The 25,868-nt window shown below is 42.2% G+C and carries 16 protein-coding genes; 8 read left to right on the forward strand and 8 right to left on the reverse strand.

The features are described 5' to 3' along the window. Positions 1 to 4 precede the first annotated feature (4 nt). Both QWZ17_RS18090 and QWZ17_RS18095 read right to left on the reverse strand, forming a co-directional pair. On the reverse strand, positions 5 to 3,343 hold the full coding sequence (locus QWZ17_RS18090) for a TonB-dependent receptor (protein WP_290306698.1): 3,339 nt from the start codon (positions 3,341 to 3,343) through the stop codon (positions 5 to 7). Between the two features lie 252 nt (positions 3,344 to 3,595). Next, on the reverse strand, positions 3,596 to 4,558 hold the full coding sequence (locus QWZ17_RS18095) for a FecR family protein (protein ID WP_290306699.1): 963 nt from the start codon (positions 4,556 to 4,558) through the stop codon (positions 3,596 to 3,598). Between the two features lie 291 nt (positions 4,559 to 4,849). On the opposite strand from QWZ17_RS18095, the gene QWZ17_RS18100 reads away from it, so the two are divergent. Further along, the gene (locus tag QWZ17_RS18100; protein WP_290306700.1) at positions 4,850 to 6,709 is read left to right on the forward strand and encodes a tetratricopeptide repeat-containing sensor histidine kinase; all 1,860 of its coding nucleotides are present in this window, start codon (positions 4,850 to 4,852) and stop codon (positions 6,707 to 6,709) included. A 14-nt stretch (positions 6,710 to 6,723) separates the two neighbouring features. Here QWZ17_RS18100 and QWZ17_RS18105 read toward each other — a convergent pair whose 3' ends face one another. From QWZ17_RS18105 to QWZ17_RS18125, 5 genes are all read right to left on the reverse strand, one after another. Further along, positions 6,724 to 7,314 (reverse strand): RNA polymerase sigma-70 factor, encoded by a 591-nt coding sequence (locus QWZ17_RS18105; protein WP_290306701.1) that lies wholly within the window; start codon positions 7,312 to 7,314, stop codon positions 6,724 to 6,726. Positions 7,315 to 7,524: 210 nt separating this feature from the next. Beyond that, entirely contained in the window at positions 7,525 to 10,062 is a 2,538-nt protein-coding gene (locus QWZ17_RS18110) for a phosphocholine-specific phospholipase C (RefSeq protein WP_290306702.1), read from the reverse strand. Between the two features lie 100 nt (positions 10,063 to 10,162). Next, positions 10,163 to 11,287: a TIGR03364 family FAD-dependent oxidoreductase gene (locus QWZ17_RS18115; protein ID WP_290306703.1), complete on the reverse strand. Its 1,125-nt coding sequence runs from the start codon at positions 11,285 to 11,287 to the stop codon at positions 10,163 to 10,165. Between the two features lie 15 nt (positions 11,288 to 11,302). Continuing rightward, a complete protein-coding gene (locus QWZ17_RS18120) occupies positions 11,303 to 12,637 on the reverse strand; it encodes a DUF5690 family protein (RefSeq protein ID WP_290306704.1) in 1,335 nt (444 codons plus the stop codon). Positions 12,638 to 12,952: 315 nt separating this feature from the next. After that, positions 12,953 to 13,531 (reverse strand): helix-turn-helix domain-containing protein, encoded by a 579-nt coding sequence (locus tag QWZ17_RS18125; RefSeq protein WP_290306705.1) that lies wholly within the window; start codon positions 13,529 to 13,531, stop codon positions 12,953 to 12,955. A 197-nt stretch (positions 13,532 to 13,728) separates the two neighbouring features. Here QWZ17_RS18125 and QWZ17_RS18130 point away from each other — a divergent pair, with 197 nt between their 5' ends. The 7 genes from QWZ17_RS18130 (at position 13,729) to QWZ17_RS18160 (ending at position 25,038) form a co-directional block, all read left to right on the forward strand. Next, a complete protein-coding gene (locus QWZ17_RS18130) occupies positions 13,729 to 14,313 on the forward strand; it encodes a phosphonate degradation HD-domain oxygenase (protein ID WP_290306706.1) in 585 nt (194 codons plus the stop codon). 179 nt (positions 14,314 to 14,492) lie between these two features. Continuing rightward, positions 14,493 to 17,771, forward strand: a complete 3,279-nt coding sequence (locus QWZ17_RS18135) for a SusC/RagA family TonB-linked outer membrane protein (RefSeq protein ID WP_290306707.1) — start codon at positions 14,493 to 14,495, stop codon at positions 17,769 to 17,771. A 14-nt stretch (positions 17,772 to 17,785) separates the two neighbouring features. Beyond that, positions 17,786 to 19,360, forward strand: a complete 1,575-nt coding sequence (locus QWZ17_RS18140; RefSeq protein WP_290306708.1) for a SusD/RagB family nutrient-binding outer membrane lipoprotein — start codon at positions 17,786 to 17,788, stop codon at positions 19,358 to 19,360. A 72-nt stretch (positions 19,361 to 19,432) separates the two neighbouring features. After that, positions 19,433 to 20,530, forward strand: a complete 1,098-nt coding sequence (locus QWZ17_RS18145) for an alkaline phosphatase family protein (protein WP_290306709.1) — start codon at positions 19,433 to 19,435, stop codon at positions 20,528 to 20,530. A 27-nt stretch (positions 20,531 to 20,557) separates the two neighbouring features. After that, positions 20,558 to 23,302 carry a bifunctional YncE family protein/alkaline phosphatase family protein gene (locus QWZ17_RS18150; RefSeq protein WP_290306710.1) on the forward strand — a complete coding sequence of 915 codons (2,745 nt, stop codon included), beginning with the start codon at positions 20,558 to 20,560 and terminating at the stop codon, positions 23,300 to 23,302. A 61-nt stretch (positions 23,303 to 23,363) separates the two neighbouring features. Beyond that, a complete protein-coding gene (locus QWZ17_RS18155; protein ID WP_290306711.1) occupies positions 23,364 to 24,182 on the forward strand; it encodes a glycerophosphodiester phosphodiesterase family protein in 819 nt (272 codons plus the stop codon). A gap of 304 nt (positions 24,183 to 24,486) precedes the next feature. Then, positions 24,487 to 25,038, forward strand: a complete 552-nt coding sequence (locus tag QWZ17_RS18160; protein ID WP_290306712.1) for a GNAT family N-acetyltransferase — start codon at positions 24,487 to 24,489, stop codon at positions 25,036 to 25,038. A 209-nt stretch (positions 25,039 to 25,247) separates the two neighbouring features. On the opposite strand, the gene QWZ17_RS18165 is transcribed toward QWZ17_RS18160, so the two are convergent. Then, on the reverse strand, positions 25,248 to 25,856 hold the full coding sequence (locus tag QWZ17_RS18165) for an HmuY family protein (RefSeq protein ID WP_290306713.1): 609 nt from the start codon (positions 25,854 to 25,856) through the stop codon (positions 25,248 to 25,250). Between the last annotated feature and the right edge of the window lie 12 nt (positions 25,857 to 25,868).

Below are 25,868 nucleotides of genomic sequence, written 5' to 3' on the forward strand. Positions count from 1 at the left end.
CAAATTATAGTGTTACATCAATACCAAACCCATAATATATTGGTGTAGGGTAAGCCCTGCCGCTATTAGCGCCACCTGCCTGCAGGTTACTGTTAAACTCGGTGGTTTCAGGATCAAGGAATTTCAAGCCCGAAAACGTGAGGATATTTTGGCCAGATACGTATGCCCTAACTTTACGCATCCCGATAGCTTTGGCTACTCCCTGCGGTAAAGTATAACCAAATGTTACGTTTTTAACACGCAGATACGATCCGTCGAAAATGTACATATCAGAACCACGACGAAAGTTATTGGTATTGGATTGGCTGCCACTTGCCGCCAGGCGTGGGTAACGGGCATCAGGATTCTGCGGTGTCCAATAATCTAACTGGTGCTGGTAAATAACCTGCGAGTAGTTGAAGTGGAATGGCTCAACCTGTTCACCACGTATAAATACGCTGCGTTTACCTACGCCCTGCATAAACACGTTAAGATCGAAACCTTTAAACGTCACGTTATAGGTAAAACCAAATGTTAACCGTGGGAAACCGTTGCCTAAAACAAAACGGTCGTTATCATCAATTACGCCATCTTTATTAACATCAACATAACGGTTATCGCCCGGCGAAACAGTTAAGCCGGCAGGTTTCGCACCGTTTTGAATATCATTCAGATTTTGAAAATAACCATCCCGTTTTAAACCTACGTATGAACCAATTGGCAGGCCAACCTTGTTGATCACCTGCAACTCATCATATGTGCTAATTTGGTCTCCGCCTTCAAGGTACAGTACTTTGTTTTTGGTATCGGCTACGTTAAATGAAAAGGTATGGTTAAAGTTTTTGCCCGATAAGCGGTAGTTTAAAGTTAACTCCCATCCCCGGTTTTGAACTTTACCCGCGTTATAATCCGGTAAGCTGGCACCAAACGTGCCGGGCACTATAGGCGGCAGTAAGATATCCCGGGTTATTTTATTGAAGTAATCGGCAGATACGCTCAACGTGTTTTTGAAGAAACCGGCATCAACACCTACGTTAAAGGTAGCTGCACGTTCCCATCTGATATCGGGATTGGCAAAAGATATCGCCGCCCCGCCAACACCTGCATTATTAAAACCATAAGCATTTTGGAACGGACCATAGGTACGCTGATACTGGTAATCGCCCACGTTTTGATTTCCTAAAATACCGTACGATGCACGCAACTTCAGATCGCCGTATTTATCGCGATAATCCTGCATAAAATTCTCTTCGCTCAAGCGGTAACCAACAGATCCCGAAGGGAAAAACGCGTTGCGGTTCTGGGTGTTGAATTTTGAGGAGGCATCTACCCTGAAATCAAATTCGCCATAAATTTTATTTTGAAAGTTATAGCTGGCACGACCAAACAACGAGTTTAAACTACTCTCTGTAGTGTTGTTGTTTGTTGACGACGATGCCGGATCGATAACTGTACCTGTTACCGGGGTTCCTAATTCAGGATCGGTATATTTGAGGTAAAGATTATTACCCTGGTTGGTGGTCGATTCATTTGCTACACCTACCAATACATCCACGTTGTGCGATTTATTGAATGTTTTGGTATACTGCGCTATTACCTGGGTATTTAAAAACAGGTTTTTATTATTTTCATCATTGGTATTTCTATCTGCACCATAGGTTCCTTTCGGATAATAATCAACCTCAATTACGCGACCGAACATGTGATTTGCCAAAAGCGTACCACCAAAAACACCTTTCAGTTTAAAATCTTTAGTAATGGCCAACTCGGCATTCAGATTACCAAAAATATTATCGTTATCCCTTTTGCGATAACCACCTTTTTCAAGAATGCCTAAAGGGTTAAACTCTGTTAACACATCGTTGGTTAAGTACCTGCCCTGATCGTCCTGAATCTTATAGTAAGTTGGGGTACGCCCGGCATCAACAATAAGGGTTGAAGTATTGTAGGAGTGTTCCAGAATTTCAGTACGCGAGTAGGCTAAAATACTGGTCAGCTTTAATTTACCGTATTCGGTACTTAAGTTCATCCTGTAATTGTACCTGCGCAAACCATAATTGGGGCCAACCAAATTGCTGCGCTGATCTGTTACACCTGCAGATACCAGGTATGATGATGTAGTATTACCGCCGGTTAAAGCAAGGTTGTGATTTTGCAGCACCGCGTTTTTTAAAATAGCATCTAAAAACCATTCATTATCGCCCTGGGTTTGAAAATCGCGAATCTGTTGCGGACTGTAAATTGGCTGCAAACCGGCATTTACTACGGCTTCGTTGCGTAGTATAGCGTTTTCATAGCTATGCACAGGTTTGTAACCCACATGTGGTTCCTGCACACCGCCCTGCCCGTTATAGGTTAGCTGGGTGTTTGAGTTTTTCTTACCCTTTTTGGTGGTAATTAAAATTACGCCGTTTGCAGATCGTGAACCATAGATAGCCGCACTACCTGCATCTTTTAATATCGATACACTTTCAATATCCTGTGGATTAAGCAAATTAATATCGCCACCGGTTATTCCGTCAATAACTACCAGAGGGCTATTGTTACCCAACGTGCTTACGCCACGGATATTGATATTTTGATATGCACCCGGCTCTGAATTTGTTTGCTGGATGATAAGGTTGGGTGATGTACCCTGCAAAGCCTGGGTTAAGTTAACCGATGGCTTGCCCTCAATAGCTTTTGACGAAATCTGATCAACCGCGCCTATAATATTAGCCCGTTTTTGGGTGCCATACCCTACTACTACCACTTCGTTTAATGAAGTACGCTCTGGTAATAATTGCAGGTCGATAGTGGTTTTCCCGTTTACAGCTACTTCTTTAGATGTATAGCCGATAAAACTAAAAACCAGGATTTCATCGCTGTTTACGTTGTTTAGCGTAAATGTTCCGTCGGTGCCGGTAATAGTACCGGTGGTGGTACCTTTAATTTTTATACCTACACCGGGAAAAGGCTGGTTATTTTCGTCGGTAATTTTACCCGTTATTTTTATGGGAATAGGCGGGCTTTGCTGAATACCACCGGTGTTGCTTTCCAGTTCAACTTTTTCGTCGATGACAACTACATCGTCAATAATTTTGTAGCTGAGATTAAATGGAGTAAGCACCTCAAAAAGCACCTCTTTGATGCTTTTATTTTTGGCATTTAAAGTCACCCTAAAGTCCGGCTTCAGTACATTATCCGCGTAAGCGAATTTGATATGTTTATCGGCCGAAATTTTATCGAGCGCATCGGTAAGCTTAGTATTTTTGAGCTTAAGCGAAACCGGCACCTCCAAAAATTTCTGGCCAAATGAGTTGTTTGCCACAGCCGACAGGCACATGAAGCAAACCACAAAGCAGGCGAGCGAGGTAAATTTCATTAATATTAATACATAACGAACTACTCCATTTGAAAATAGAGATATATTCATAGATTTGAGATAATTAAAGTGTTTAAAACTGAAGTGCTTTGTTCTGAATTGGACCTCTAAACGTTGCACTTATGAATAACCTGGCATTTTAAGCGCCCTGTTCAAATCCCTTTGATCAGGGTTTTTTATGTATCTATGTCTTCATCCTTTATAATTTAGGTTAGTTAATAATTGGTTATATTTTATGAATTGGTTTATTTATCAGCAGCCTTTTCCTTTAAGCCGGTAGCCGGTTCCTTCCTGTACAGCCTTCCCCTTCACCAGTTTGGAGATAATTTTCATGATGTTTACCAACGATACATTGGTAAAATTGGCCGAGATGGAACACCTTACCAGGTTTATATCGGTGTTAATTTTTATATTAAAGCGGTGTTCAATACTATTGACCACCTCGGGCAGTGGCATATTTTTAAATACCAACTCCCCATCTTTCCAGGCTGTAAGTACGCCAACATCAATAGCTTCTTTTTTTACCGCGAGGTTGTTATCCTTATCAAACATCACTTCCTGGGCGGGGGTTAAAAAAATGGTTTGCGATCCTTTATTATTTTGTGCCTTGCCTATTACTCCCACCTTACCGGTAAGTACATCTACTTTTACAAAATGATCTTCAGGATATGCCTTTACATTGAAACTGGTTCCTAAAACCTGTGTGCTGATAGCGCCGGTATGTACAATGAATGCCCGTTGGGTATCATGGGTAACATCAAGGAAAGCCTCGCCCACTAAAGTGATCTCGCGTTTATCGCCGCGGAATTTTTCGGGATAGGTTAATTTACTGCCGCCGTTAAGCCAAACCTTAGTACCATCGGCAAGGGTTACATTCATGATTTTTCCGTTGGCCGCTGTAATTTGTTTGGTAACAACCGGAGAAACGTAATCAAGGATGGCATTGCGATATATATAGGCCGAAAAACACAAACCTGCCAGCAGGGATGCCGCTACCAGCCACCGTTTATTGAAGGCAGTGGCCGGTTTTTCTGCTCCATCCATTGCAGATGTGATTCGGCTGTATATTTTATCCTGGTTAAATTCAACACCATGATCATTGCTTTCGGGCAAATTGCCTAAATCAATTTTATCAAAGTATTGGTTAACGAGTTCTTCCTGCAAAGCCTGGTCCTTTGCCGATAGTTTCTTTTTCCTGAAATTAAACTTGCTCATGGTTTATATAGCTGTAGGATGCATTGAACCTACCCCAGCCCCCAAAGAAGTTTAAAGTTTTTTTTGAATTGTTTATTGCGGATAAAAACCTCGATATGTTTCAAAACTATCAGGCATGCGTCCGGTTAAATAATAAATTCATCAACAACAGCTTATAAAACAAAAAACTAACCGTTAACCTCATAAAAATACCGGACTATTTTTCGCTACATTTAAGGCAGTAACCAGTATTGTTAACCCATAAATTATGTTAATGTGCTGGCTATTTATTAAGCTATACCGCATACGCTTATGAAACAAAGGCCAGTATTAGTCCTCCTCCTGCTATTGTTAAGCGCTTTTTGCCGCGCGCAATCAACAGAAGTTAAAAACATCCGGCAATCACTTCCCCACATTAAGGATAGCTTACACTATGTAGATGCCCTTAACAGATTAGCCATGCTGCTATACGAAAAAAATATCGACAGCACTTTTTACTATACCCGCCAGGCCCGAGAAATAGCCGATCGCTTACAATATGCTAAAGGCAAAGCCGACGCCCTGAATAACCTTGGCGTGGTTTACGATATTAAAGGTAATTTACAATTGGGGCTACGCTACTATAACGAAGCCTATACTGCGTACACTGTTCTTGGCGACTCGGCCAATAGGGTGCAAACCCGCATGAACATTGCCGAAGTTTACGAGGAATTAGGCAGGGATAAAAAAGCCATTAGTAATTTTAAAGCGGCATTGGTAATGGGTAACAAACTCGGCCGCGATTCGGTGATGGCTTTTGTGATCTATAATTTTTTATTGGAATATCCGGATGGTATACCAAAGGATTCAATCAGCTTCTATTTAACCAAAGCCAGAAAAATAGCCATACATTATAACGACGAACGCATTTCGCTGGCGCTGGACCAATTGGAGGCAAATAATTATATAAAGCAAAACCAGCGGTATAAGGGCCTTGCATTATTGAAACAAACCCTTGATAATGCCTTAAAAAAACATCTTTATTTTTTCAGTCTGGATGTGCTGATTAATCTCGGCGATCAGTTGGCAGCCACTGATTCGGCTACAGCTGTTGCGTACTATAACCAGGGGCTAACTATTTCAAACCAAAACCGGTACCTCATTTACGGCCAGATCACGGCCGGGAAATTAAAGGTTTTTTATCAAAAACATCATGATACTGCAAAGGAGTTATATTACAGCCGCTTATTAATTGAACTTCATAACCAACAGGACAAGCTCAGCAACTCATCCGGCGTTGATTATATTGATTATGCCTTTAAAGAACAGCAATTGGCATCGGCTACTATTCGGTCTAAATACCAATCGGGCTTCCTGGTATTAACCGTGGTTATTTGTTTAATGGCCATTGTGCTGATTGTGATTTTATGGCGCAATTGGAAAAACAGTCAAAAAACAGCAAATATTTTACGCCTGCAGTTTGAGCAAGCCGAAGCTACCACAGAAGCGTTGGATACCACCAATAAAAACTACGCCTGCCTTATTAAAATTGTAGCGCATGATTTGCGCAACCCTATTGGTGCAGTGAGTACTATTTCATCTATCTTATCAAAAAAAGAATTAGGTGCTGATGTTAATGACCTGGTAACGATGATACGAACGTCAACAGATAACAGCCTTAACCTGATTGGTGAATTACTAAAAACTGATTTTGACGAGCGACAAAACCTCGATAAGCAGGCTTTGAATCTTAACGACCTATTGCAGCAATGTGTGCAATTATTAAATTTTAGGGCAAGGGATAAAAATCAGCAGATCACTTTATCAACACCCGGTGAGCCTGTAAAAATCCATATTGATAAAGAGAAAATAAGTCGGGTAATTAACAACCTGGTTACCAACGCAGTTAAGTTTAGTCCGGATGGCGCTGTAATTACAATTACCGTAGTTGAGCAAAGCCATAGCGTTTTTATAATGGTAAAGGATGCAGGCATTGGTATACCCCTTACCATGCAGGATAAAATTTTTGATCCCTTTACTACCGCAAAGCGTAAAGGTACCGGCGGCGAACAGCCCTTTGGCCTGGGTTTATATATCAGCAAACAGATTATTGAAGCCCATAACGGTAAAATTGGATTTAAAAGTGAACCAGGTACGGGTACGGAGTTTTTTGTAGAATTACCTTTGAATTAGCCGCGCTTGCTCCACTAATTCATCATGTAAACCATAATCAGAGCAACTACCGAAGGCAGGTAATCTGTTAAGCCGGTACGCAGGTAACGCAGGGCTATGGTCATTTGATTTTCTACCGTTTTTATGGAGATATTGAGCCGTGAAGCAATTTCTTTGTTTGATAGGTATTCTTTGCGGCTAAGGGTAAATATTTGCCGGCATTTTTCGGGCAGTTGTGCTACGTTGGTTTCTAAAAGCTGGCTAATGTCGTTTTGCAACAACTTGCTATCCGCGGTGTATTTTTCTATCAACTCGTCTACCACCTCTAAATCGAGTGTGGCTTTTTTGGTGCGGATGTAATAAATTACCCGGTGCCGGATGGCTACTTTCAGGTACGCTTCTAACGAGGCGATGTTTAACTGATGGCGCTTGGTCCAAAGGTCAATAAACAATTCCTGCACCAGGTCATCACAAACATCGCTATCCCTGAATAAATTGTAAGCGGCATGGAAAAGCTTGGCCGAATATTTATTGTACAGAATTTCAAATGCCTCACGGTCATCCAGCCTTAGTAAATCTAACAATTTAGCATCGGGCCACATTTGATATTCCTTAGCTGGAAGCATAAATGGACTGTAAAACGGTTTCTGAATTGGAAAGGCATATTTACAAGATTATTTTTAAATAAAAAACTTTTTTTGTTTGGCACCATCATTTGATGCGTGTTAAACGTTCGCACGATACCAAATTGTCAATTTAACAAGATCATCGTTCAAACAAAAAACCCGACAACTTAACAAGCTGCCGGGTTAAAAAATAAACGTATAATGAAATTTTTAAACCATCCGTCCCATTAGCGGGTCGGTATAGCTGTGGTTGCCGGTTTCTACACGGCCGGCAAATCTTCTTTCAAAGCTGTGGCTGCCGGTAATTTTCACGCTGAAATCATACCAGCTATGGCTTTTCGATAAATCTAAAACAAGCGCGCTTGCTCCTTTTTTATTCAACACCAATTTGTGATTATTGGCTTTATAGCTATGATCAATTATTTCAACGTTATAGGCTTTATCCGCGCTAAGGTTAGCCAGATTTAGCGCTACGTTACCTTGTTTGTAATCGCATAAAACGTTAACCAACGGATCGGCTGCGCTGCCTTTATACTCTCGGTAAAAACCGTTTGGTCCGTAAGTGCGCAGGTGATATTCGCCGTTTTCAAATTCATGTAACGGCCAGGCATCAGCAAGTGTATCACCGGCAGTAAGCGCGTAAGCCCAGGTACGCAAAGGCTCCATTTGCTGCGCATCTTTGAAGCTGGCATATTTACCCGGCGCGTAAACGTTAAACGGCGAACCTAAAGCCTTATCACCAAATAATTGCTTACTGGCGTTAAACTTTATTTCGAACGATTTTTTATCGGCACTTAATTTACCATCGGCATATAACTGGTACGGCAATGCCGATGATGGCTTGATACCCTTTTCCTGTTGCGGCATATAAGGTGATGAATGCGGATTGGAATTAATCTGCGCTATCTCATCGGCAGTAAGCAGCTTAAAATCATCGGGCACTTTTTTAAACTGTGCCTTGTGGATGCTTTCTAAAAATTCATCTTTGGCTACAAATTCCGGGTTCTCAATCTTCTCGCCGTTATACGGGCGGAAGGTTGTTGATAAATCGCCGCAAACGGTGCGCCTCCAATTGCTGATGTTTGGTTCAACAACGTTTTTGCCCGTTTTTTTACTCAGGAATTTCTCCAGGAACTGCAATGTGGAAGTATGGTCAAACACTTCAGAGTTAACCCATCCGCCCCTGCTCCATGGCGAAGCAATTACCAAAGGCACACGGTAACCCAAGCCAATAGCGCTTTCGCGGTCATATACTTCTGGATAATTATTGCGGGCTTTTTCCTGTTCGTAGGTTACAAACTCAACACTGGTATCAATCCCTTTGGATACTTTGCCGGTTCCTTCTTTATGCGGATGCGGTGCTGTAAAAGGTGGCACGTGGTCAAAGTAGCCATCATTTTCGTCATAAGCTAAAATGAAGATGGTCTTTTTCCAAACATCGGGGTTTTGAGTTAAAATATCCAGCACTTCTGATACATACCAGGCACCATACCAGGCCGAACTTGGGTGATCTGAAAAATGCTCGGGCGCCGATAACCATGAAACGGTTGGCAGCTGGCCAACTTTTACATCTTCCCTAAATTGGTGCAATACATCGCCTTTTGGCACAAGTACTTCACGCTCGATACCTTCGTCATTATATTTAAGCGGACTTAGAGTGCGGTAATGCGGATCATTGGTATTGGTTACAAAACCTTTTTGGTGCAGGTTTTTTTCGCGTTGCGATAATGTGGCAAACTTACCAGGATCAAGGCTTGCCATATCTTTTTTGATACTCTCCAGGTCGCGTTTCTTTTGTTTCAGCTGTTTTTGAAGGTGGTCGATATGCGCGTCGCCGGCAGGTAAAGCGGCAATTTGTTTTTCAACATCTTCAATTTCCCTGGGTAAATCGGTCGATCTTTTTTGGAGGTGAGCGATGTGCTTATCATACAATTTAATATTGTACTGCCCAAAAAACTCCAATGGATTATCCTGGAAGTTTGACAACCACGGGTCTTCCTCGCCTTGTAAACCGGTATCAATAGCTATCTCATTTTGGTAATGTTTCCATGAAATTTCATGATCTTCCAAACGCTCGGGGAAGGTTGCCCAGTTAAGGGTACCGTAGTCCATATCATCGTTCCAAACATGGGCTAATGAATTTTCATGTTGCTCGGCACGGATGGTACCGCTCCAAAAATACAAGCGGTTAGGGTTTGTGCCGGTTAATGCCGAACAAAAGTTTTGATCACAAACGGTAAAGGCATCAGCCAGCGCATAATAAAACGGGATATCCTCGCGGTTGTGGAAACCCATGGTTAAAGGCATGTTTGAATATTCCTTAATGCTATTGCGTTTTACGTTAAGCCATTGGTCAAACTTACCATCGTTACGGGCATTTACCTGATTGGCCCATGAATGCGGTAACGAACTCATCCAGGTAGCCTTGGTATTTTTAATATCCAGGTGAAAAGGCGCGTAAGTTTCGCCCTTTTTGTTGGATTGCAGCCAAACCTTGTTTTTATTAGGCAAATCGATAGCGCGCGGGTCATTGTAACCACGCACTCCTTTCAACATACCATAAGTATGATCAAACGAGCGGTTTTCCTGCATCAGGATCACCACATGTTCCGCATCCATATAGGTACTGCCGGGTGCCGGGTTAATGGCCATCGCTTTTTGAATAGATTCGGGCAAAATACTGGCCAAACCAGCCGCGCCGGTTAATAATGCCGCTTTCTTAATAAAATCCCGCCTGGTATCGAGCATGAGTATTGGGGTTGTATGTTATTGGGGTTGTATGTTATACGTATTACGTTATACGCTTAAAGTAGTTTTAATGTGCTAACTGCAAACTGAGAACTGCCAACTATGCCCTGGCAGCTATTACTTGCTCGCATAAGCCCAATGATAACGTCATGCCGTTGCCGCCGAGGCCATTGATGATAGTTACGCCCGGTTCAACATCAACAATCAGTTCAGTCGCGCCGTTGGTCATGCGTGGTAAAATACCGTGCCATGATTGCAGCAAACGCCAGTCTTTAAAATTAGCAAAGGTGTGTAAGTAACCGGTAATTAAATCATTAATAAATGCTTTATCAAAAGGATCGTGTACCAAGCCGTATTCGTGCGAATCGCCTATAGTTAGCTCGCCGTTTCCATTTTGCGATGCCATTACGTGGATGCCCCATTTAAGGTGCGTAGCATAATCCTCTTCATAACGTTTACGCAGCGCTGGTAACGATGGTGCTACCTGGAAACCCGGGTAATGGATCATGGATAAACCACCGCAAAGCGAAGGACCAATGCGCCAGCCATCCGGTTGACTAACCAAACGCATCATTTGCAGCTTGCATTTGGTAATTTTAGTTTCTGCAAAAAGTTCCGGGTATAAAGTTTCAAAATCGGCGCCGCTGCAAACGTAAATCTCGTCGGCCTCCCAGGTGGTTTTGCCCGAGTATACCTTTGGATGCTCAATACGGGCGATGGCGGTATTCCAGTGAAATTCTACGCCAAATTTATCGGCCAGGTATTGGGCCACCTGTCCTACCGCCTCGCGCGATTCAATGATCATTTCTTCGCCGCTCCATAAAGCGCCTTTTAAACCTTCAGTTTTTATAGCGGGTGATTTGGCAAACGCCTCGGCAGGAGTTAGCAAAGCGCAATCGCGGTGTTGTTTGTTGGCTGCAACATATTCTTCAATTACCTGCAACTCATCATCATGGTAAGCGAGGTGAAACGAGCCAACCTCATCATGCCATATCTTAGCTTCGGTACAAATAGTTTTCCAGATGCTGCGCGATAACATAGCTCGTTCATACATTGGTCCGGTAGCCTGCCCAATTGGCCATATCATCCCAAAATTGCGGATGGATGCGCCAACCGCGCGTTCGTTGCGTTCAAATATGGTTACCTTGTAGCCACGCGTGGCCAAAGCGCGTGAAGTGGCCAGGCCAACAATGCCTGCGCCTATAACTATTGCATTTTTGTTCATTGGTTCAATGGTTCATTAGTTCATTGGGCCTGTCACCAGGTCAATGTTTTCATTTTGACTTTTTAATTTTGAATTTTGACTTGCCCGATAGCTCTGCAGGAAATACAACAACGATAGTACACCACATACACCGCCCACTACCGCTACAATCATTACACCTTCTTTAAAAAATGTGCCCCAGCTAATGGTTGGGCGGCCTAATTCTTTAATGAGCAGGATGCTCACGCTGCCCAGGTAGCCCATCGAATCGGCTATGTACATAATGAAGCCTACGTTGCTGCGGTAGTTGAATGTGGCTATCATCCTGTCGAAAAATATGGCGTTGTAGGGTACGTAGCCCATATAAAGCCCGAGGCCGGCCATGGTCATCCAGCTAACAGGTCCAATCATTTTAAGGGTGAATAGCAACGTTGAGCCGCCCACCAGTACACAGCCACCAATAATAAACAGGTGAATGATGCTGAACGCGCGCACATTCTTTTTAACCAGGATAAGCAAGCTCATGCCAACCAAAACCGTTACGGATATAATAGAATCGATGCCTGTATAAATGCTGTTGCTTTTTACACCAAAATCAGCCCAGATCTCCACCTCAAAATTATCACGTACATCGCGCATAATGGTTAACAGTACATAGATAATTAGGGTGAGGATAATGCCCGGTAAAAACCGCATCAGGAATTGTTTACGCTCGGCGGCATTCATTGGGCTGCGCTCTGCACGCAACTGCTTGTCTTCGGCAGTTGGAGCAGGCATCAGTTCAATACAAAACACAAATATTAATAGGGGTATTACAAAGATAGCGCCGGTTAAAAACGGCATAAGATATTCATTTACATGAAAAACTGTCAGCAACGTGCGGCCAACGGTTTTTACAAATCCGGAAGCAAAAATAAGACTGATAGATAACACCGCCGCCATAAACTCTGTTGAACGGCGACCTTCCAGGTATCCGAAAACTAATCCCCAGATAAGGCCCAAAGGAAAACCATTAACAAATAGAAAAACAATATTGAAAGGCGCGGGCACAAAAGCGAAGGCCAACAACGCCGCCCAGGCAATGCAGATAAGCGTTAAAATATAGCGAGCCCTATTTTTGCTGTTTACCTCGGCAATAAAGCGGATACCGTAAAATTTGCTTGCCGTGTAACCCACCACCTGGGCTATTACCAACCATACCTTATAATCGATATGTAAATATTGCTGCCCGGTAAAAGTACCGGCCGCAAAAGCCTTACGAAACGCGTACATGGACGTGTACAAACCAAAAGCCGATACCGCCGCCATTACTGACAATAGTGAATACGGCCACCGGGCTACCTTAACACGCAGTTGATCCATCAGTTTCATAAGCCTAAACGGTTTACAGTGTAAACACCTAAATTAACACTCTTAATCAAAATACAAAAGTTTAGCAATACTAAACTTTATTTATGAACGAGAAACTAAGTTTGTGTTAAGGTTTGGTTAAGGATGGTGAGTGGTGAGCTGTGAATGGTGAGTAGTTTTTTGTCTGAACCGCGATTAAACAGATTTATCGGATTGACAGAATTTTTGATTAATTTGATGGGCATTTTCACTCACCACTCACCACTCACCACTCACCACTCACCACTCACCACTCACCACTCACCACTCACCACTCACCACTCACCACTCACCACTTCATTTCTTTTCCTCAAAAAAATAAATCACCAGCATGCTGGCTTTGGTTTTGCCAAGATTTTTGGGGGTGTGCGATATGCGACCGTCAAAGAGCATGGAGTCACCTTCGTTTAGCATAATCTTTTCGTGGTTAAACTGATATTCAATCTGCCCTTGTAAAACATACTTATATTCAAAGGCTTCTGTTTCAACCATAGGGCGCTCGGCATCAGGTTCTAACTCAAGGATCACAATATCAATGGTTGATTTACTGATGGATTGTGTAAATATGCGCTGGTAGTGGAAACCGTGGGCATGTTCCTTTTCAAAATGTTCATACTCGGCTTTACGCTTTACTAATATAGGTACGGGATTATCTTTTGAACGGATATCTTTAAAAAACTCGTTCATATCAATTTCCAATGCCTTAATAATATCTATTAAAACGATGAGTGATGGTATGGTGCGGCTGTTCTCTATCTGTGATATTAATCCCTTGCTCACATTAGCCCTGATAGCCAATTCCTGAACAGTTATGTTTTTTTCGCGGCGGCGTTCCTTTATCCGGTTACTGATCTGGATCAGTATATCTTGTTCCATCGTGTTTAGTATTGGTAAACTTTTGCAAAGTAAATAATTAGCTTTTTTATGCAAAATGATTTTTATGTTAATAAAGGTTAAATGCGCTTTACACATGCAGCCATTAAGCTGTTTATGGTTTGCGATAATTCATAAACACTTAATAATATCATAACTTGCATATCTTTTATTTGCAATAAAACAAAAAATTTACTGCTATGAGCTATTCTGCATATGACCCCCATGCCGTTGTAAAAGAAGTATTTTCATTATATGAAAAGTTTGGAGATGAAGACTATATAGGCGAACCTGTTTCACAGCTGGAACATATGTCGCAGGCGGCAGCGCTTGCCCAGGCCGAAGGTTACGATGACGAGGTAGTATTAGCGGCATTTTTTCATGATATAGGCCACTTGTGCACCGAAGCCGGTGAAGCTGAAAGCATGGACGGCATGGGTAATGTAGACCATGAGCAGATTGGAGCCGACTTTTTATTGGAACGCGGTTTTTCTGAACGGGTAGCCAACCTGGTACAAGGCCACGTTATCGCTAAACGATACCTTACCTATAAATATCCTGAATATTATAATCGCCTGTCTGACGCCAGCAAAGCCACCCTTAATTTCCAGGGCGGAGTGATGACGGAAGACGAAGCTTCTGATTTTGAGTTAAATCCCGATGCTGAACTAATCATCAGGTTACGTTACTGGGATGATATGGCTAAAGAGATGCATGTACCGGTTGATAACATCCAACATTTAAAAAACATTGCACTTACTCATTTACAGCAAGTTAACTCTTAAAACCTGATATTAAGTTTTTGTAACGGAAGTGTGATATTTCCGTTACAAAAACCGCCTGCTTAACACTGGGTGAACAAAAGCTTAAGTATAGCTTAATACTAAATTGGTTTACTAATAATAAACAAAGTTTAGCATTGCTGTATGAAAAAAGCAAATATTTCACCCTTAAATTTTAGCAGATGAACAAGTTTTACCAGAGATTAAAAACCGTTATTACGGTTTTGTTATTTTGTATTGCGCCATCTATACTAATGGCCCAAAGCAAAATAAGCGGTACAGTTACCGACGAAAACCACTTACCAGTGCCCGGTGTAAGTGTACGTATTAAAGATCAAAACAAAGGTACGGTTACCGATATTGAGGGCCGTTACATCATTTCGGCAAGTGCCGGCCAAACATTGGTATTTTCTTTTATTGGTTACACTCCACAAAACATCGTGGTTGCCGATAAAAACCTGATCAATGTAAGCTTGAACGGAGACAACAAAGTTTTAAACGAGGTAGTTGTTACCGCCCTTGGTATTAAAAAAGAAACCCGCCGTATTGGTTACGCTATTCAAACCGTTCAAGGCGATGCTTTAACTACCGCCCGCGATCCTAACCCTATTACTGGTTTAATTGGTAAAGTTGCTGGTGTATCGGTTGGCCCATCTGCCGAGTTATTAGGTAACCCTAACGTATTGATCAGGGGTAACCAGGTGTCATTATATGTAGTTGATGGTTTCCCTATCAACACGGATACCTATAACATCAGCCCCGATGATATTGAAACTTATACCGTATTAAAAGGCCCTGCCGCCGCTGCCCTTTACGGTAGCCGTGCGCAGTATGGTGCTATTTTAATTACCACTAAAAAAGGTGCCAAAAACAAAAAAGGTTTAACTGTAGATATCAATAGCAGTACCGTATTAAATTCAGGTTTCTTAGCTTTCCCACGCACCCAAAACTCTTTCGGACCAGGTGAAAACACCTTTTACGAATTTGTTGACGGTAAAGGTGGTGCTCCAGGTGGTGTTGATGGTGACTATGACGTTTGGGGACCGTACTTTGCAGGTCAGTTAATACCTCAATATGATAGCCCTGTCATCAACGGCGTTCGCCAGGGCACCCCATGGACCGCTCGTGGTAAAGACAACTTGAAAAACTTTCTAAAGGTAGGCTCACAAACCAATAACAACGTTGCATTAGGTGTAGTTGGTGATAATTATGTAACCCGTTTTTCGGTTTCACAACAACACCAAACCAGCTATATTCCTTCACAATACCTGAATATAGCTAATGCTAACTTATACGCTTCATTTACACCTACCCCAAACTTAACCTTTGAGGGCAATATTGACTTTAACAGGCAATCAACTGATAACTTTCCAGACGTTCAATACGGGCCTAACAGTATTATTTATAATATTGCTATATGGACCGGTGCCGATTGGGATGTTAACGCACCAGATATTAAAGCTATTTGGCAGCCTGGTAAAATTGGTGTTCAATCACAATTTGAAGAGTACCAGCGCTACCATAACCCCTATTTGTTAACCCAAAAATGGACCCGCGGTCATTACAAAAACGATACTTACGGTTACCTTGGTGGTACTTACAAATTCAATGATAACCTGAATTTAAGGTTACGTTCGCAAATTGACACCTATAATATTCTACGCACAGAAGATCTACCTTTCAGCGCCCACCCTTATGGTCGTGAAGGCAACCAAGGCGATTACCGTGAAGATCGCAGGAATTTATTTGACAACAACACCGAGTTAATTTTAAACTACAACTACACAATTAAGAATTTCTTAAATCTATCGGGTTTAGTAGGTTCAAACCTGCGTAGTATGAGCTACAATTCAAGCTGGGTATCAACAGATTATTTGAACGTACCAGAAGTTTACGCTTTCAGCAACTCAAAAAATCCTATCCAGGCTACCAGCTTTAACTCAGCTGAAAGAATATTAAGTTTCTACGCATCATTAGATATGTCGTTCGGCAAATATGCTACCTTATCTGGTACTTACCGTAGGGACAGATCAAGCGCCTTCCAAAACGCCACAACTTATAACTACCCAAGTGTTTCGGCAGCAACTGTAATTTCTGATTATATTAAACTACCGGAAGTTATATCATTCCTGAAAGCACGTGGATCATACGCCAACGTAAGGGAAGATAAATCAAGTCCAACTATAGGCCCTGCTCCATTTAGCTCAATTACCGCTTTTGGTGGTAGCACTGGTCCATCATTGTTTAATAATCCACTGGGCTACGGTTCTACTTATACTTCGCCATATAATGGTCCTGATTATTCGCTAAACCCGTCTTATTCAACAAGTAAACCATACAACAATACAACGGCTGGTTACGCAACTAATTCCTTGTATATCAACAACATTAAAACATCTACCCGTCTAAATTTCGAGGAAGGCTTTGATATCAAGTTTTTACAAAACCGCTTAGGCCTAAGTGCTACCGCTTTCCAATATGTTGATGGGCCAAGAGTATTTGCAAGTGCAATTTCAACTGCATCTGGTTACAATACATTATACTTAAATACTTTAAAAACCAAACGTTCTGGTTATGAAGGATCATTAGAAGGTACACCTATTAAAAATTTGGGTGGCTTTACCTGGAATGTATTGGTTAACGTATCAAACAACAAAGAGGTGTTTAAAGAGTTGCCTCCGGGTCAAAACGGCACGTACTTAAATTATTACAGTGTAGGCGACCGCACCGATATTTTACGTGGCAGCAAATTCTTAAGAACCACAAGCGGCCAGATCATTAATGACGCGGCTGGTAAACCATTATCAGTTGGTGGTCAGGTATTAGGTCATGAAAATGCCAATTATAGCTGGAGCATTGCAAATAACATCCGCTACAAAAGCTTTAGCCTGGGCTTCCAGTTTGATGGTTCTGTTGGTGGTGTTATTATTGATTATATGCACAACAAAACCATGCGTGGCGGTTCAAACATTGAAACAGCAACAGGTGCCCTTGGCGACGCCCGTTACCAGGATTGGAAAAACTTTGGTGTAGCTGGTTATAACGGTACTTATGTTGGTCCGGGTGTAAACGTATCAAATGGTACAGCTATCAACCTTGATTCAAAAACAGGCGCTATCTTAAATTATTCTGCTTTACAATTTGCACAAAATAAGCAAACTGCACTGGTTCAGGATTATGTAAGTAAATATTACAATGTTGATGAATCAAACCTGATGAGCAAAACCTTCTCAAAATTACGTGAGATTAGTTTAAGCTACGATTTGCCAAAAGGTTGGTTGCAAAAATCATTTATCCAAAAGATCTCTGCATCGCTTTATGGCCGTAACTTGTTGTACTTCTATAAAGATAAACGCTTTAAAGATGTGGATCTTGATCAATACAACGGCGCCCAGGCTTCAACTGTATTGCAGTCGCCAACAGTACGTAGCTACGGCTTCAACTTAAATTTATCATTCTAAAATAACAGATGAATATGAAAAAGATATTTAGAATTTATTTACTGCCGGTATTTATGATATTGACGGTAACCAGCTGTAAAAAGAGTTTCCAGGAGCTATCAGTTAACCCAAACGTACCGAATGCGGTGCCGGCTTCGCTCCTTTTTAATGGCGTATTGAACACCATGGCTGATTTCCCTGATGGTTCAAACGAAATTTATGCCCAATACTATATTTATAACTACGATTATTACGGCAACAACCGCTATGATTTTGGCAGCGGCGATAATTATTACACCACATTAAAAAACGTAGTAGCTATGGAAGGTCAGGCTACTAAAGCCGGCGCGCCTGCTGTTAATCCATACAGTGCTTTGGGCAAATTTTTCAGAGCTTATTTTTTCAGTAAAATGAGTATGGAAGTAGGTGATATTCCTATGACCCAGGCTTTACAAGGTTTAGCCAACCTTACCCCTGCTTATGACACCCAAAAAACGGTAATGACGCAGTCGCTGGCTTGGTTAGAAAGTGCCAATGCCGATTTAACTGCTTTAATAGCTAAAGGCGATAACACCCTTGCCGGTGATATTTACCTGAGCAACAGCTTAACGGCTTGGCAAAAAGTGGTAAACACATTCAGAATCAGATTATTAATTCAGCTAAGCAAAAAGAATGGCGATATTGATGTTGCAGGTCAGTTTGCAACTGTTGTTGGTAACCCCACCAAATACCCGGTTATGACCAGCGCATCTGATAACCTGCAATATACCTTCCTTAGCCCAACCAACTACTACCCACAAACACCTGATAACTTTGGCCAAAATGGTTCAAGGCAAAACACCTCGGCTACTTATATCGGTTTATTAACCGGTTTGAAAGACCCACGCGTTTTTGTAACTGCCGAACCGGCCCGCTACAATGTTGATAACCTTAAAGAAAGCCCTACCGCTTTTTCATCATTCATTGGTGCAGATCCTGGTTTGGATTTGGGTGTGATGTATAACAACGCGGGTTTGCAGAAATATTCGTTCCTGAATAGGAAACGTTATTACTCAACGTACACCGGCGAGCCAGCCATCCAAATTGGCTATGCTGAGCTGATGTTTAACATTGCCGAAGGTATTAACCGCGGCTGGGCAACAGGCAACGCCGAATCTTACTACATTAAAGGTATCCAAACTTCATTGGCATATTACAGTATCCCTACGGGTACAGGTACTTTCACCGCGTACTTTTACCGTCCGGGTTCAACCAGCACAGCTAATTTGGCTAACTACGATACTTATACTATCAACGTTAACTGGGATACTTATTACGCGCAAGCCGGTGTTAAATACACCGCTGATGCTGCCGGTCTTAACAAAATCTTAACCCAAAAGTACCTTGCTTTATTCCGTCACTCTGGCTTAGAGTCATACTTTACCTATCGCCGTACAGGTGTACCAACCTTTACAACTGGCCCGGGTACAGGTAATAGCGGCCGTATAGCTTTACGTTTCAAATATCCGGGATCAGAGCTTACATCAAACGCTGCTAACTACAATAAAGCATTAGCCAGCCAATATGGTGGCAATGATGATATTAATGGTGTAATGTACATCCTTAAATAATCAACACAACAAATACTAATAAAGCAAAGGCCCCAGGTAACAATGGGGCCTTTGTTTTAAAACAAAAACCCTATGAAAAAGATCATTTTATTACTGGCACTTGCGCTGGCATTTACAGGGTCATTTGCCCAGCAGCATAAAACCCAAAACGTTGTTATCGTAACTATCGATGGCTTGCGCTGGCAGGAAGTTTATCGCGGTGCCGATTCGGCGATCATCAACTCTAATGATACCCGCGATAAAGAGGATGTGCGTAAAAAGTACTGGAAAGCAACAGCTCAGGATCGTCGTAAAACGCTGATGCCTTTCTTTTGGTCGGTATTAGAGCAACAAGGTCAGCTTTATGGCAACCGTGATCTGGGCAGCAAGGATGAGGTGGCCAATCCTTATCACTTCTCGTACCCTGGCTATAACGAGATCTTTACCGGTTTCCCGGATAAACGGATGAATACCAATGATCCTATCACCAACCCTAATATGAACCTGCTGGAGTTTTTAAACAAACAAAAAGGGTTTGAAAACAAGGTAGCCACATTTGCTTCATGGGAAAGGTTTACGCAAATTCTGAACGCCCCTCGCTCGGGCATGCTTATCAACGCGGGCTTTATGCCTTTGGCGATACCGGGTATGAATGATAGGCTGAAGCATTTAAACGAACTGCAATTTGAAGCACCTCGTTATATCAGCGATTCAACAAGAATTGATTTTATCACCTTTGAGCTGGCTAAAAACTACATGATGCAGTATAAGCCCCGCGCTTTATATCTTTCATTTGATGAACCGGATGATTTGGCGCACGCAGGTAATTACCAGTTTTATCTGGATAGGATACAACAGGAAGATGGTTTTATCAAACAGATCTGGGATTATATCCAAACCGATCCGATGTATAAAAATAAAACCACGTTAATCATTACCTGCGATCACGGTCGTGGCGATGTACCTTTAAAAAACTGGCATGATCACGGTTCAGAAACGCCAAATTCAGAACAAACCTGGTTTGCTGTTTTAGGGCCCGATAGCCCTGCAACCGGCGAAATGAAATCGACCGTAACTACCTACCACAAACAGCTCGCCCAAACCATAGCTAACTTGCTTGGCTTTGATTTTAAAGCTGCAGCCGGCCATGAGGTTGGCGATGCTATTGGCAGCGTTACCCAGGGTAAATAACTATATTGTTCTATTAAATGGTAAAATATGAAAGCTAAATTAATTTTATCAGCTTTAGTGTTATTGGGCACAGGTGGTTTTACATATGCTCAACAACAGGTAAACGTTTTACAGGTACCTGGAGTTAACCAGTTTGCTAAAATTGACACCGCAGGCACCTCGGTTTTGCCAAGCGGCAGGTATATAACGCCGGCAGGTAAAACCATCCGTATCACACATGATCCTTTTGGCTTATCCATTTCGCCCGATGGTAAAAAGGCGGTAACGCTGCATAACGGCGTTTTTACCTTAATTGATATTGCCACCATGAACGCTACCCGGGTACCGGGGTATGGCAAAAAAACACTTTCGCCGCTTCCTAACGGGTCATTTTTAGGGGTTGCATTTTCGCCCGACTCAAAAACGCTTTATTTAAGCGGTGGCGATAACGGCGCGGTAATTGTTTTTGATACGGATAAGTTTATAAAAACAGATTCATTATCACTCAACGGGACCATTGGTGGTAAGGATTATGATGACAGCTTTACATCAGACCTGGTACTTAACGCCGATAAAAATGAACTTTTGGTGCTTGACCGGGGCAACTTCCGTATGGTGAGGGTAAACCTGGGCACCAAAAAACTAACCGCATCAATTGACGTTGGCCGCCAACCATTTGGACTGGCCTTGAGTCCTGATAAAAAAACAGCCTTCGTAGCCAATGTGGGCATGTACTCCTACCCGCTTATTGCGGGTGCTACCCCAAAAAATGCCGACTCGATCATGATCTCGCAGCATCCTTATGGAGATAACACCAGGGAATCGCGTGAAGGCACCGTAGTCGAAGGACGTAAAATACCCGGGGTGGGCAGTCCTTCATCGCCCGAGGCAATGAGCGTTTTTACTATCGATCTGGCTACCAATACCGTGATCAATAAATTTAAAACCGGCCACCAGGTTGGGCAAATGCTGGAAGATGCCGAAGTAACCGGCGGCGCAAGCCCAAACTCTATAGCCGTTGGCAACCAGTATGCCTATGTTACTAATGCTACTAATGATAACATCACCATTATTGATTATAAAAATCATAAGCTCCTGGGCGATATCCCCATTAAAGTTGATAGTCGCATTGATAAATATCGTGGCTTGCTACCCTTCGGGATTTGCTTAAGTAAAGATGAAAAAACATTATACGTTGCTCTCTTAGGCTTCAACGCTGTAGCGGTAATTGATGTGCCAACTAAAACAACTAAAGGCTTAATCCCAACCGGTTGGGGAACATCGCGTGTAAAACTATCGGCAGATGAAAGTGAATTATACATTACTTCCTGCCGTGGTTATGGTGCGGGGCCAAATGGAGGTTTCGGTTTTATTGCCCCGCCGCAAGGCACTTACATCGGCGATATCCAGCTGGGAACTTTTCAAAAAGTATCCATGCCCTCTGATGCTCAACTGGCCTTATACACCAGGCAGGTATTGGCAAATACATTTGTAAGTACAAGTGTGCCGGCAGCTACCAACAATCCTTTACCTGTTTTACCGGGTACTTCACCCACCCCAATAAAATACATCGTTTACATTACCAAAGAAAACCGTACTTATGATGAGGTTTTGGGTCAGCTTAAAAATGCCAATGGTGATAGCACCCTGGCCCGTTTTGGTGTTCATTGCGAATACACTTTGCCCGATGCTTTGCGCGTGCAGTTCCCCAACCTTAATGTATCGCCAAATCATATAAAAGTTGCCAATCAATTCGCCTTTGCCGATAATTATTATTGTGATAGCGATGCCTCTATCCATGGCCATCACTGGATGATGGGCGTTATACCTAACGAATGGGTTGAAGCCAATTCAAACGTAAGCAAAACGGCTAAACTGTTTTCTAAAGCGCCGGGGCGGCGTTTCCCTGGCTCAACCGGCAGTATGGACCCTGAAGATTATGCAGAAACCGGCGGCTTATGGGAGGCATTGGAACGCAAACATGTAGATTTTTACAACTTTGGCGAAGCTAACGAAACCGCCCACGTGCGCGAAGATTGGGAGGATACGGCAACCGGCGCGGCTCATATTGTGATGGTGCCCATGCAAAAAGCCTTGTTTACCCGTACCAGCCATAACTACGCCGGGTTTAACACCAACATTCCCGATCAGTTTAGGGTAGAGCAGTTTAAAATCGAGTTTACCAAAATGTGGATCAGGGGCAAAAAGAAAATGCCTTCACTGATAACTATGCAGGTGCCCAATGATCACGGGGCTGATATAAGACCTAAGGATGGTTACCCGTACAGGCAATCGTACATGGCCGATAATGATTTGGCCGTAGGCCGTATGCTCGATTTTTTATCGCATACCAAATACTGGAAAAACATGCTGGTAATTATAACCGAAGATGACCCGCAAGGTGGTGTAGATCACCTGGATGCTCATCGGTCTATCCTGATGCTGGCCGGGCCTTATGTTAAAAAAAGATATGTGAGCCATACACACGCCAATTTTGGTTCGATATTAAAAACCATTTACAATATTTTGGATGTGCCTTATGTAAACCAGTATGACGTTACCGGATCTTTACTACAGGACTTTTTTACCAGCAAGCCCGACTTTACTCCCTATACCTTTATCAACAGCGATACCCGCATTTTTGATACAAAAAAAGCCATGGCCCGTTACAGTAAAAACACCAACTGGCGAAAGATAAAAAAGAGTATAGAAATGGATGATGAAGACCGCGAACGCGAAGATCATTACAAACAACAAAAAGGAAAAAAGACATCCGGTACTATAGTAAACTAAATTCACAAATAAAACCGGGCATGTCCCAGGTTTAAATTTCCCTCAAAATTAATTACAACAAATGCGCTTAATTTTAATACCCGCTTTATTAATGCTGCTACTGCCTAAAGATAACTGGCAGCCCAATCCTCCACCTGCGTTAAAGCATAAATTTATAATATCCGCCCATCGCGGCGATCATGTAATTTACCCCGAAAATACGTTGGCCGCCTATCAGGAAGCCATAAAAAATGAGGCCGATTATGTGGAGATTGATTTGCGGACCACCAAAGACGGTCAGTTGGTAAGCATGCACGATGGCAGCGTAACCCGCACAACCGATGGTAAAGGCTACATTAAAGATTTCACCTTGGATGAATTACAGATGCTCAATATCAAAAATCGGGATACCACAAGGAAAGAAAGATTAAAGATCCCAACTTTTGATCAAATCCTATCGCTTTGCAAAGATCGCATTTACATTTACCTTGATTTTAAAGCTGCCGATCCGGATCAGGCTTATGATGTGATTAAAAAACACGGCATGGAAAAACAGGTATTGGTTTACATTAACAGCGCCGCGCAATTTACAGGCTGGCGTAAAACCGCATCTAAAATGCCTTTAATGCTTAGCTTGCCCGACAGTGTTAAAAGTGTGGCCGGTATGGATAGTTTTATCAACAAATATCACCCCGATATTTTAGATGGAGCCTACAACCAATACACCAATGATATGGTTGCCATGGCTGCAAAATACCATATCCCCGTTTGGCCGGATATTCAAAGCGCGGGCGAAGGCCCTGCAGACTGGAATAAAGCACTGGATAAAGGTTTGATGGGTTTACAAACCGATCACCCGGCGGCATTAGTAAAATTTTTAAAAGAAAAAGGCTTAAGATAACCATTAGGTTCTATTCATTTTTTTACTGCGATGGCCTGTTATGAGATATAGCAGGCCATCGTATTTACAGACTATGAAGCAAATAAACCTACCTTACAGTTTTCGGTTATCGAGAAAAAGCTGTATTTTTGATAAATAGAATAATATTTATGGCAGCTCCAATAAAAGTAACACCAGTATTGTCGGGGGAGTCATCCAAGCATTTCAATGAATCATTGAAAACCAATAATGGAAAAGTCCCCGCTTCCGAAAGAAATAGAATAATTTCTTTGGTTGAGAAAGTATTATCTAATAAAAAGTAAAATTGCATCTTTCCGATTTTAAGTTCACGGCATTAACGGCTGACATCCCTTTGTCCCAATTCGAGTGTGGTGAAGATGAAATTAGCAATTTTCTCATAGAAGATGCACTTTTTTATCAAACCGAGCGCATGGCAAATACCTACCTTTTCCTGAAAGATGATTTAACCATAGTAGCTTATTTCAGTATTTCTAACGATTGCCTGATTGATTGGGGAGAAGACTTTAAATTTACCAATACTGACTTTAACCGATTACACAGAAAGGCCTCAATTCCAAACTCCAAAAGAATAAGGCAATATCCAGCTGTTAAAGTTGGCAGGCTTGGCGTTGCAAGCAAATACCAAGGATCAGGTTTAGCCTATGAATTGATGGACTTCATAAAGGGCTTTTCAACATTCAATCAAAACCCTGCCTGCAGACTATTGTTATTGGACGCATTGAACAAAGAGCGCCAACTAAAGTATTATAAAAATAATGGCTTTGAACATTTTTTGCTTAATGACATAGAGGACAAAACCAGAATCATGTATTACGATCTGGAAAAAATATCTTAAATCACACATTTAAATTTTTAAAAGAAAAAGGCTTAAGATAACCATTGAGCCTAACGAAGGGGGAAAGACTGTTTAGTTTTTCCTCTTGGCAGGGTTGCAGGGCCGTACCGATCAGAATACGGCCCTGCTGCTACCCAGCCTTCCCCCGCCCTCTTCCTGACAATTAACAAAGAGAGCTTTCGCTAAGCTTATCAACCAAAAAAAGAACGCTATTTAAAGCTCGTAGTACCATCGCCCTGGTAAGCAAAGCGGAAGGTGTAAAATCTTGATGCAGGCCTTTTGGTAAGGTCGGCAAAATCGGCAGTAGTTGTGTTTGGATTGCCTTTGTAATAGCTTATCATCTCAACTTTGGCGTAGTTGCCTGCCGCGGTTTTAATCACAAATATTTTACCGGGTACAGTAAGTATAGCGTGTGTTGGCGCGGTATCGGCAGTGTAGGTATACCAGCCGGTTATGGCATTAGCTCCGGTAGCATCGGCTTTGTAACCATCGGCAGGCGCTGTTAAAAGCGTTTCAAATGTGCTGCTCACCACCTGGGCTTGCGTAGTACCGGTACCAGATGTACCACTGTTTACAAATATGCTGGTGCTTTTAAATTTGAGATCCCATTTGTTGGTGGCAGTATCAGTACCGGTTACCTGCGCGCCGGTAGAAAGGCTGAAGTAAACATTCCCGGTAGATCCGTCCAAATCGGCTACGGTTTTGGTAGTGAGTTTGCTCGCCGCAGGGGTTACATCGTTATTGCTTTTACTGCACGATGAAGCCAGTAAAATTACGGCAGTACTAAAGGCTAAAGACAGGGTTGTGATTGTTTTCATTTGTGTTTTTAT

It is taken from the genome of Mucilaginibacter flavus, assembly GCF_030409315.1.
GTDB lineage: Bacteria > Bacteroidota > Bacteroidia > Sphingobacteriales > Sphingobacteriaceae > Mucilaginibacter > Mucilaginibacter flavus.

Excerpts from the sequence above, each read along its gene's own strand:
- QWZ17_RS18150 (WP_290306710.1), top strand. The coding sequence starts at position 20,558 with ATGAAAGCTAAATTAATTTTATCAGCTTTAGTGTTATTGGGCACAGGT.
- QWZ17_RS18155 (WP_290306711.1), top strand. The coding sequence starts at position 23,364 with ATGCGCTTAATTTTAATACCCGCTTTATTAATGCTGCTACTGCCTAAA.
- QWZ17_RS18140 (WP_290306708.1), top strand. The coding sequence starts at position 17,786 with ATGAAAAAGATATTTAGAATTTATTTACTGCCGGTATTTATGATATTG.
- QWZ17_RS18090 (WP_290306698.1), bottom strand. The coding sequence starts at position 3,343 with ATGAAATTTACCTCGCTCGCCTGCTTTGTGGTTTGCTTCATGTGCCTG.
- QWZ17_RS18165 (WP_290306713.1), bottom strand. The coding sequence starts at position 25,856 with ATGAAAACAATCACAACCCTGTCTTTAGCCTTTAGTACTGCCGTAATT.
- QWZ17_RS18145 (WP_290306709.1), top strand. The coding sequence starts at position 19,433 with ATGAAAAAGATCATTTTATTACTGGCACTTGCGCTGGCATTTACAGGG.
- QWZ17_RS18125 (WP_290306705.1), bottom strand. The coding sequence starts at position 13,531 with ATGGAACAAGATATACTGATCCAGATCAGTAACCGGATAAAGGAACGC.
- QWZ17_RS18095 (WP_290306699.1), bottom strand. The coding sequence starts at position 4,558 with ATGAGCAAGTTTAATTTCAGGAAAAAGAAACTATCGGCAAAGGACCAG.
- QWZ17_RS18120 (WP_290306704.1), bottom strand. The coding sequence starts at position 12,637 with ATGAAACTGATGGATCAACTGCGTGTTAAGGTAGCCCGGTGGCCGTAT.
- QWZ17_RS18130 (WP_290306706.1), top strand. The coding sequence starts at position 13,729 with ATGAGCTATTCTGCATATGACCCCCATGCCGTTGTAAAAGAAGTATTT.
- QWZ17_RS18135 (WP_290306707.1), top strand. The coding sequence starts at position 14,493 with ATGAACAAGTTTTACCAGAGATTAAAAACCGTTATTACGGTTTTGTTA.
- QWZ17_RS18100 (WP_290306700.1), top strand. The coding sequence starts at position 4,850 with ATGAAACAAAGGCCAGTATTAGTCCTCCTCCTGCTATTGTTAAGCGCT.
- QWZ17_RS18105 (WP_290306701.1), bottom strand. The coding sequence starts at position 7,314 with ATGCTTCCAGCTAAGGAATATCAAATGTGGCCCGATGCTAAATTGTTA.
- QWZ17_RS18110 (WP_290306702.1), bottom strand. The coding sequence starts at position 10,062 with ATGCTCGATACCAGGCGGGATTTTATTAAGAAAGCGGCATTATTAACC.
- QWZ17_RS18115 (WP_290306703.1), bottom strand. The coding sequence starts at position 11,287 with ATGAACAAAAATGCAATAGTTATAGGCGCAGGCATTGTTGGCCTGGCC.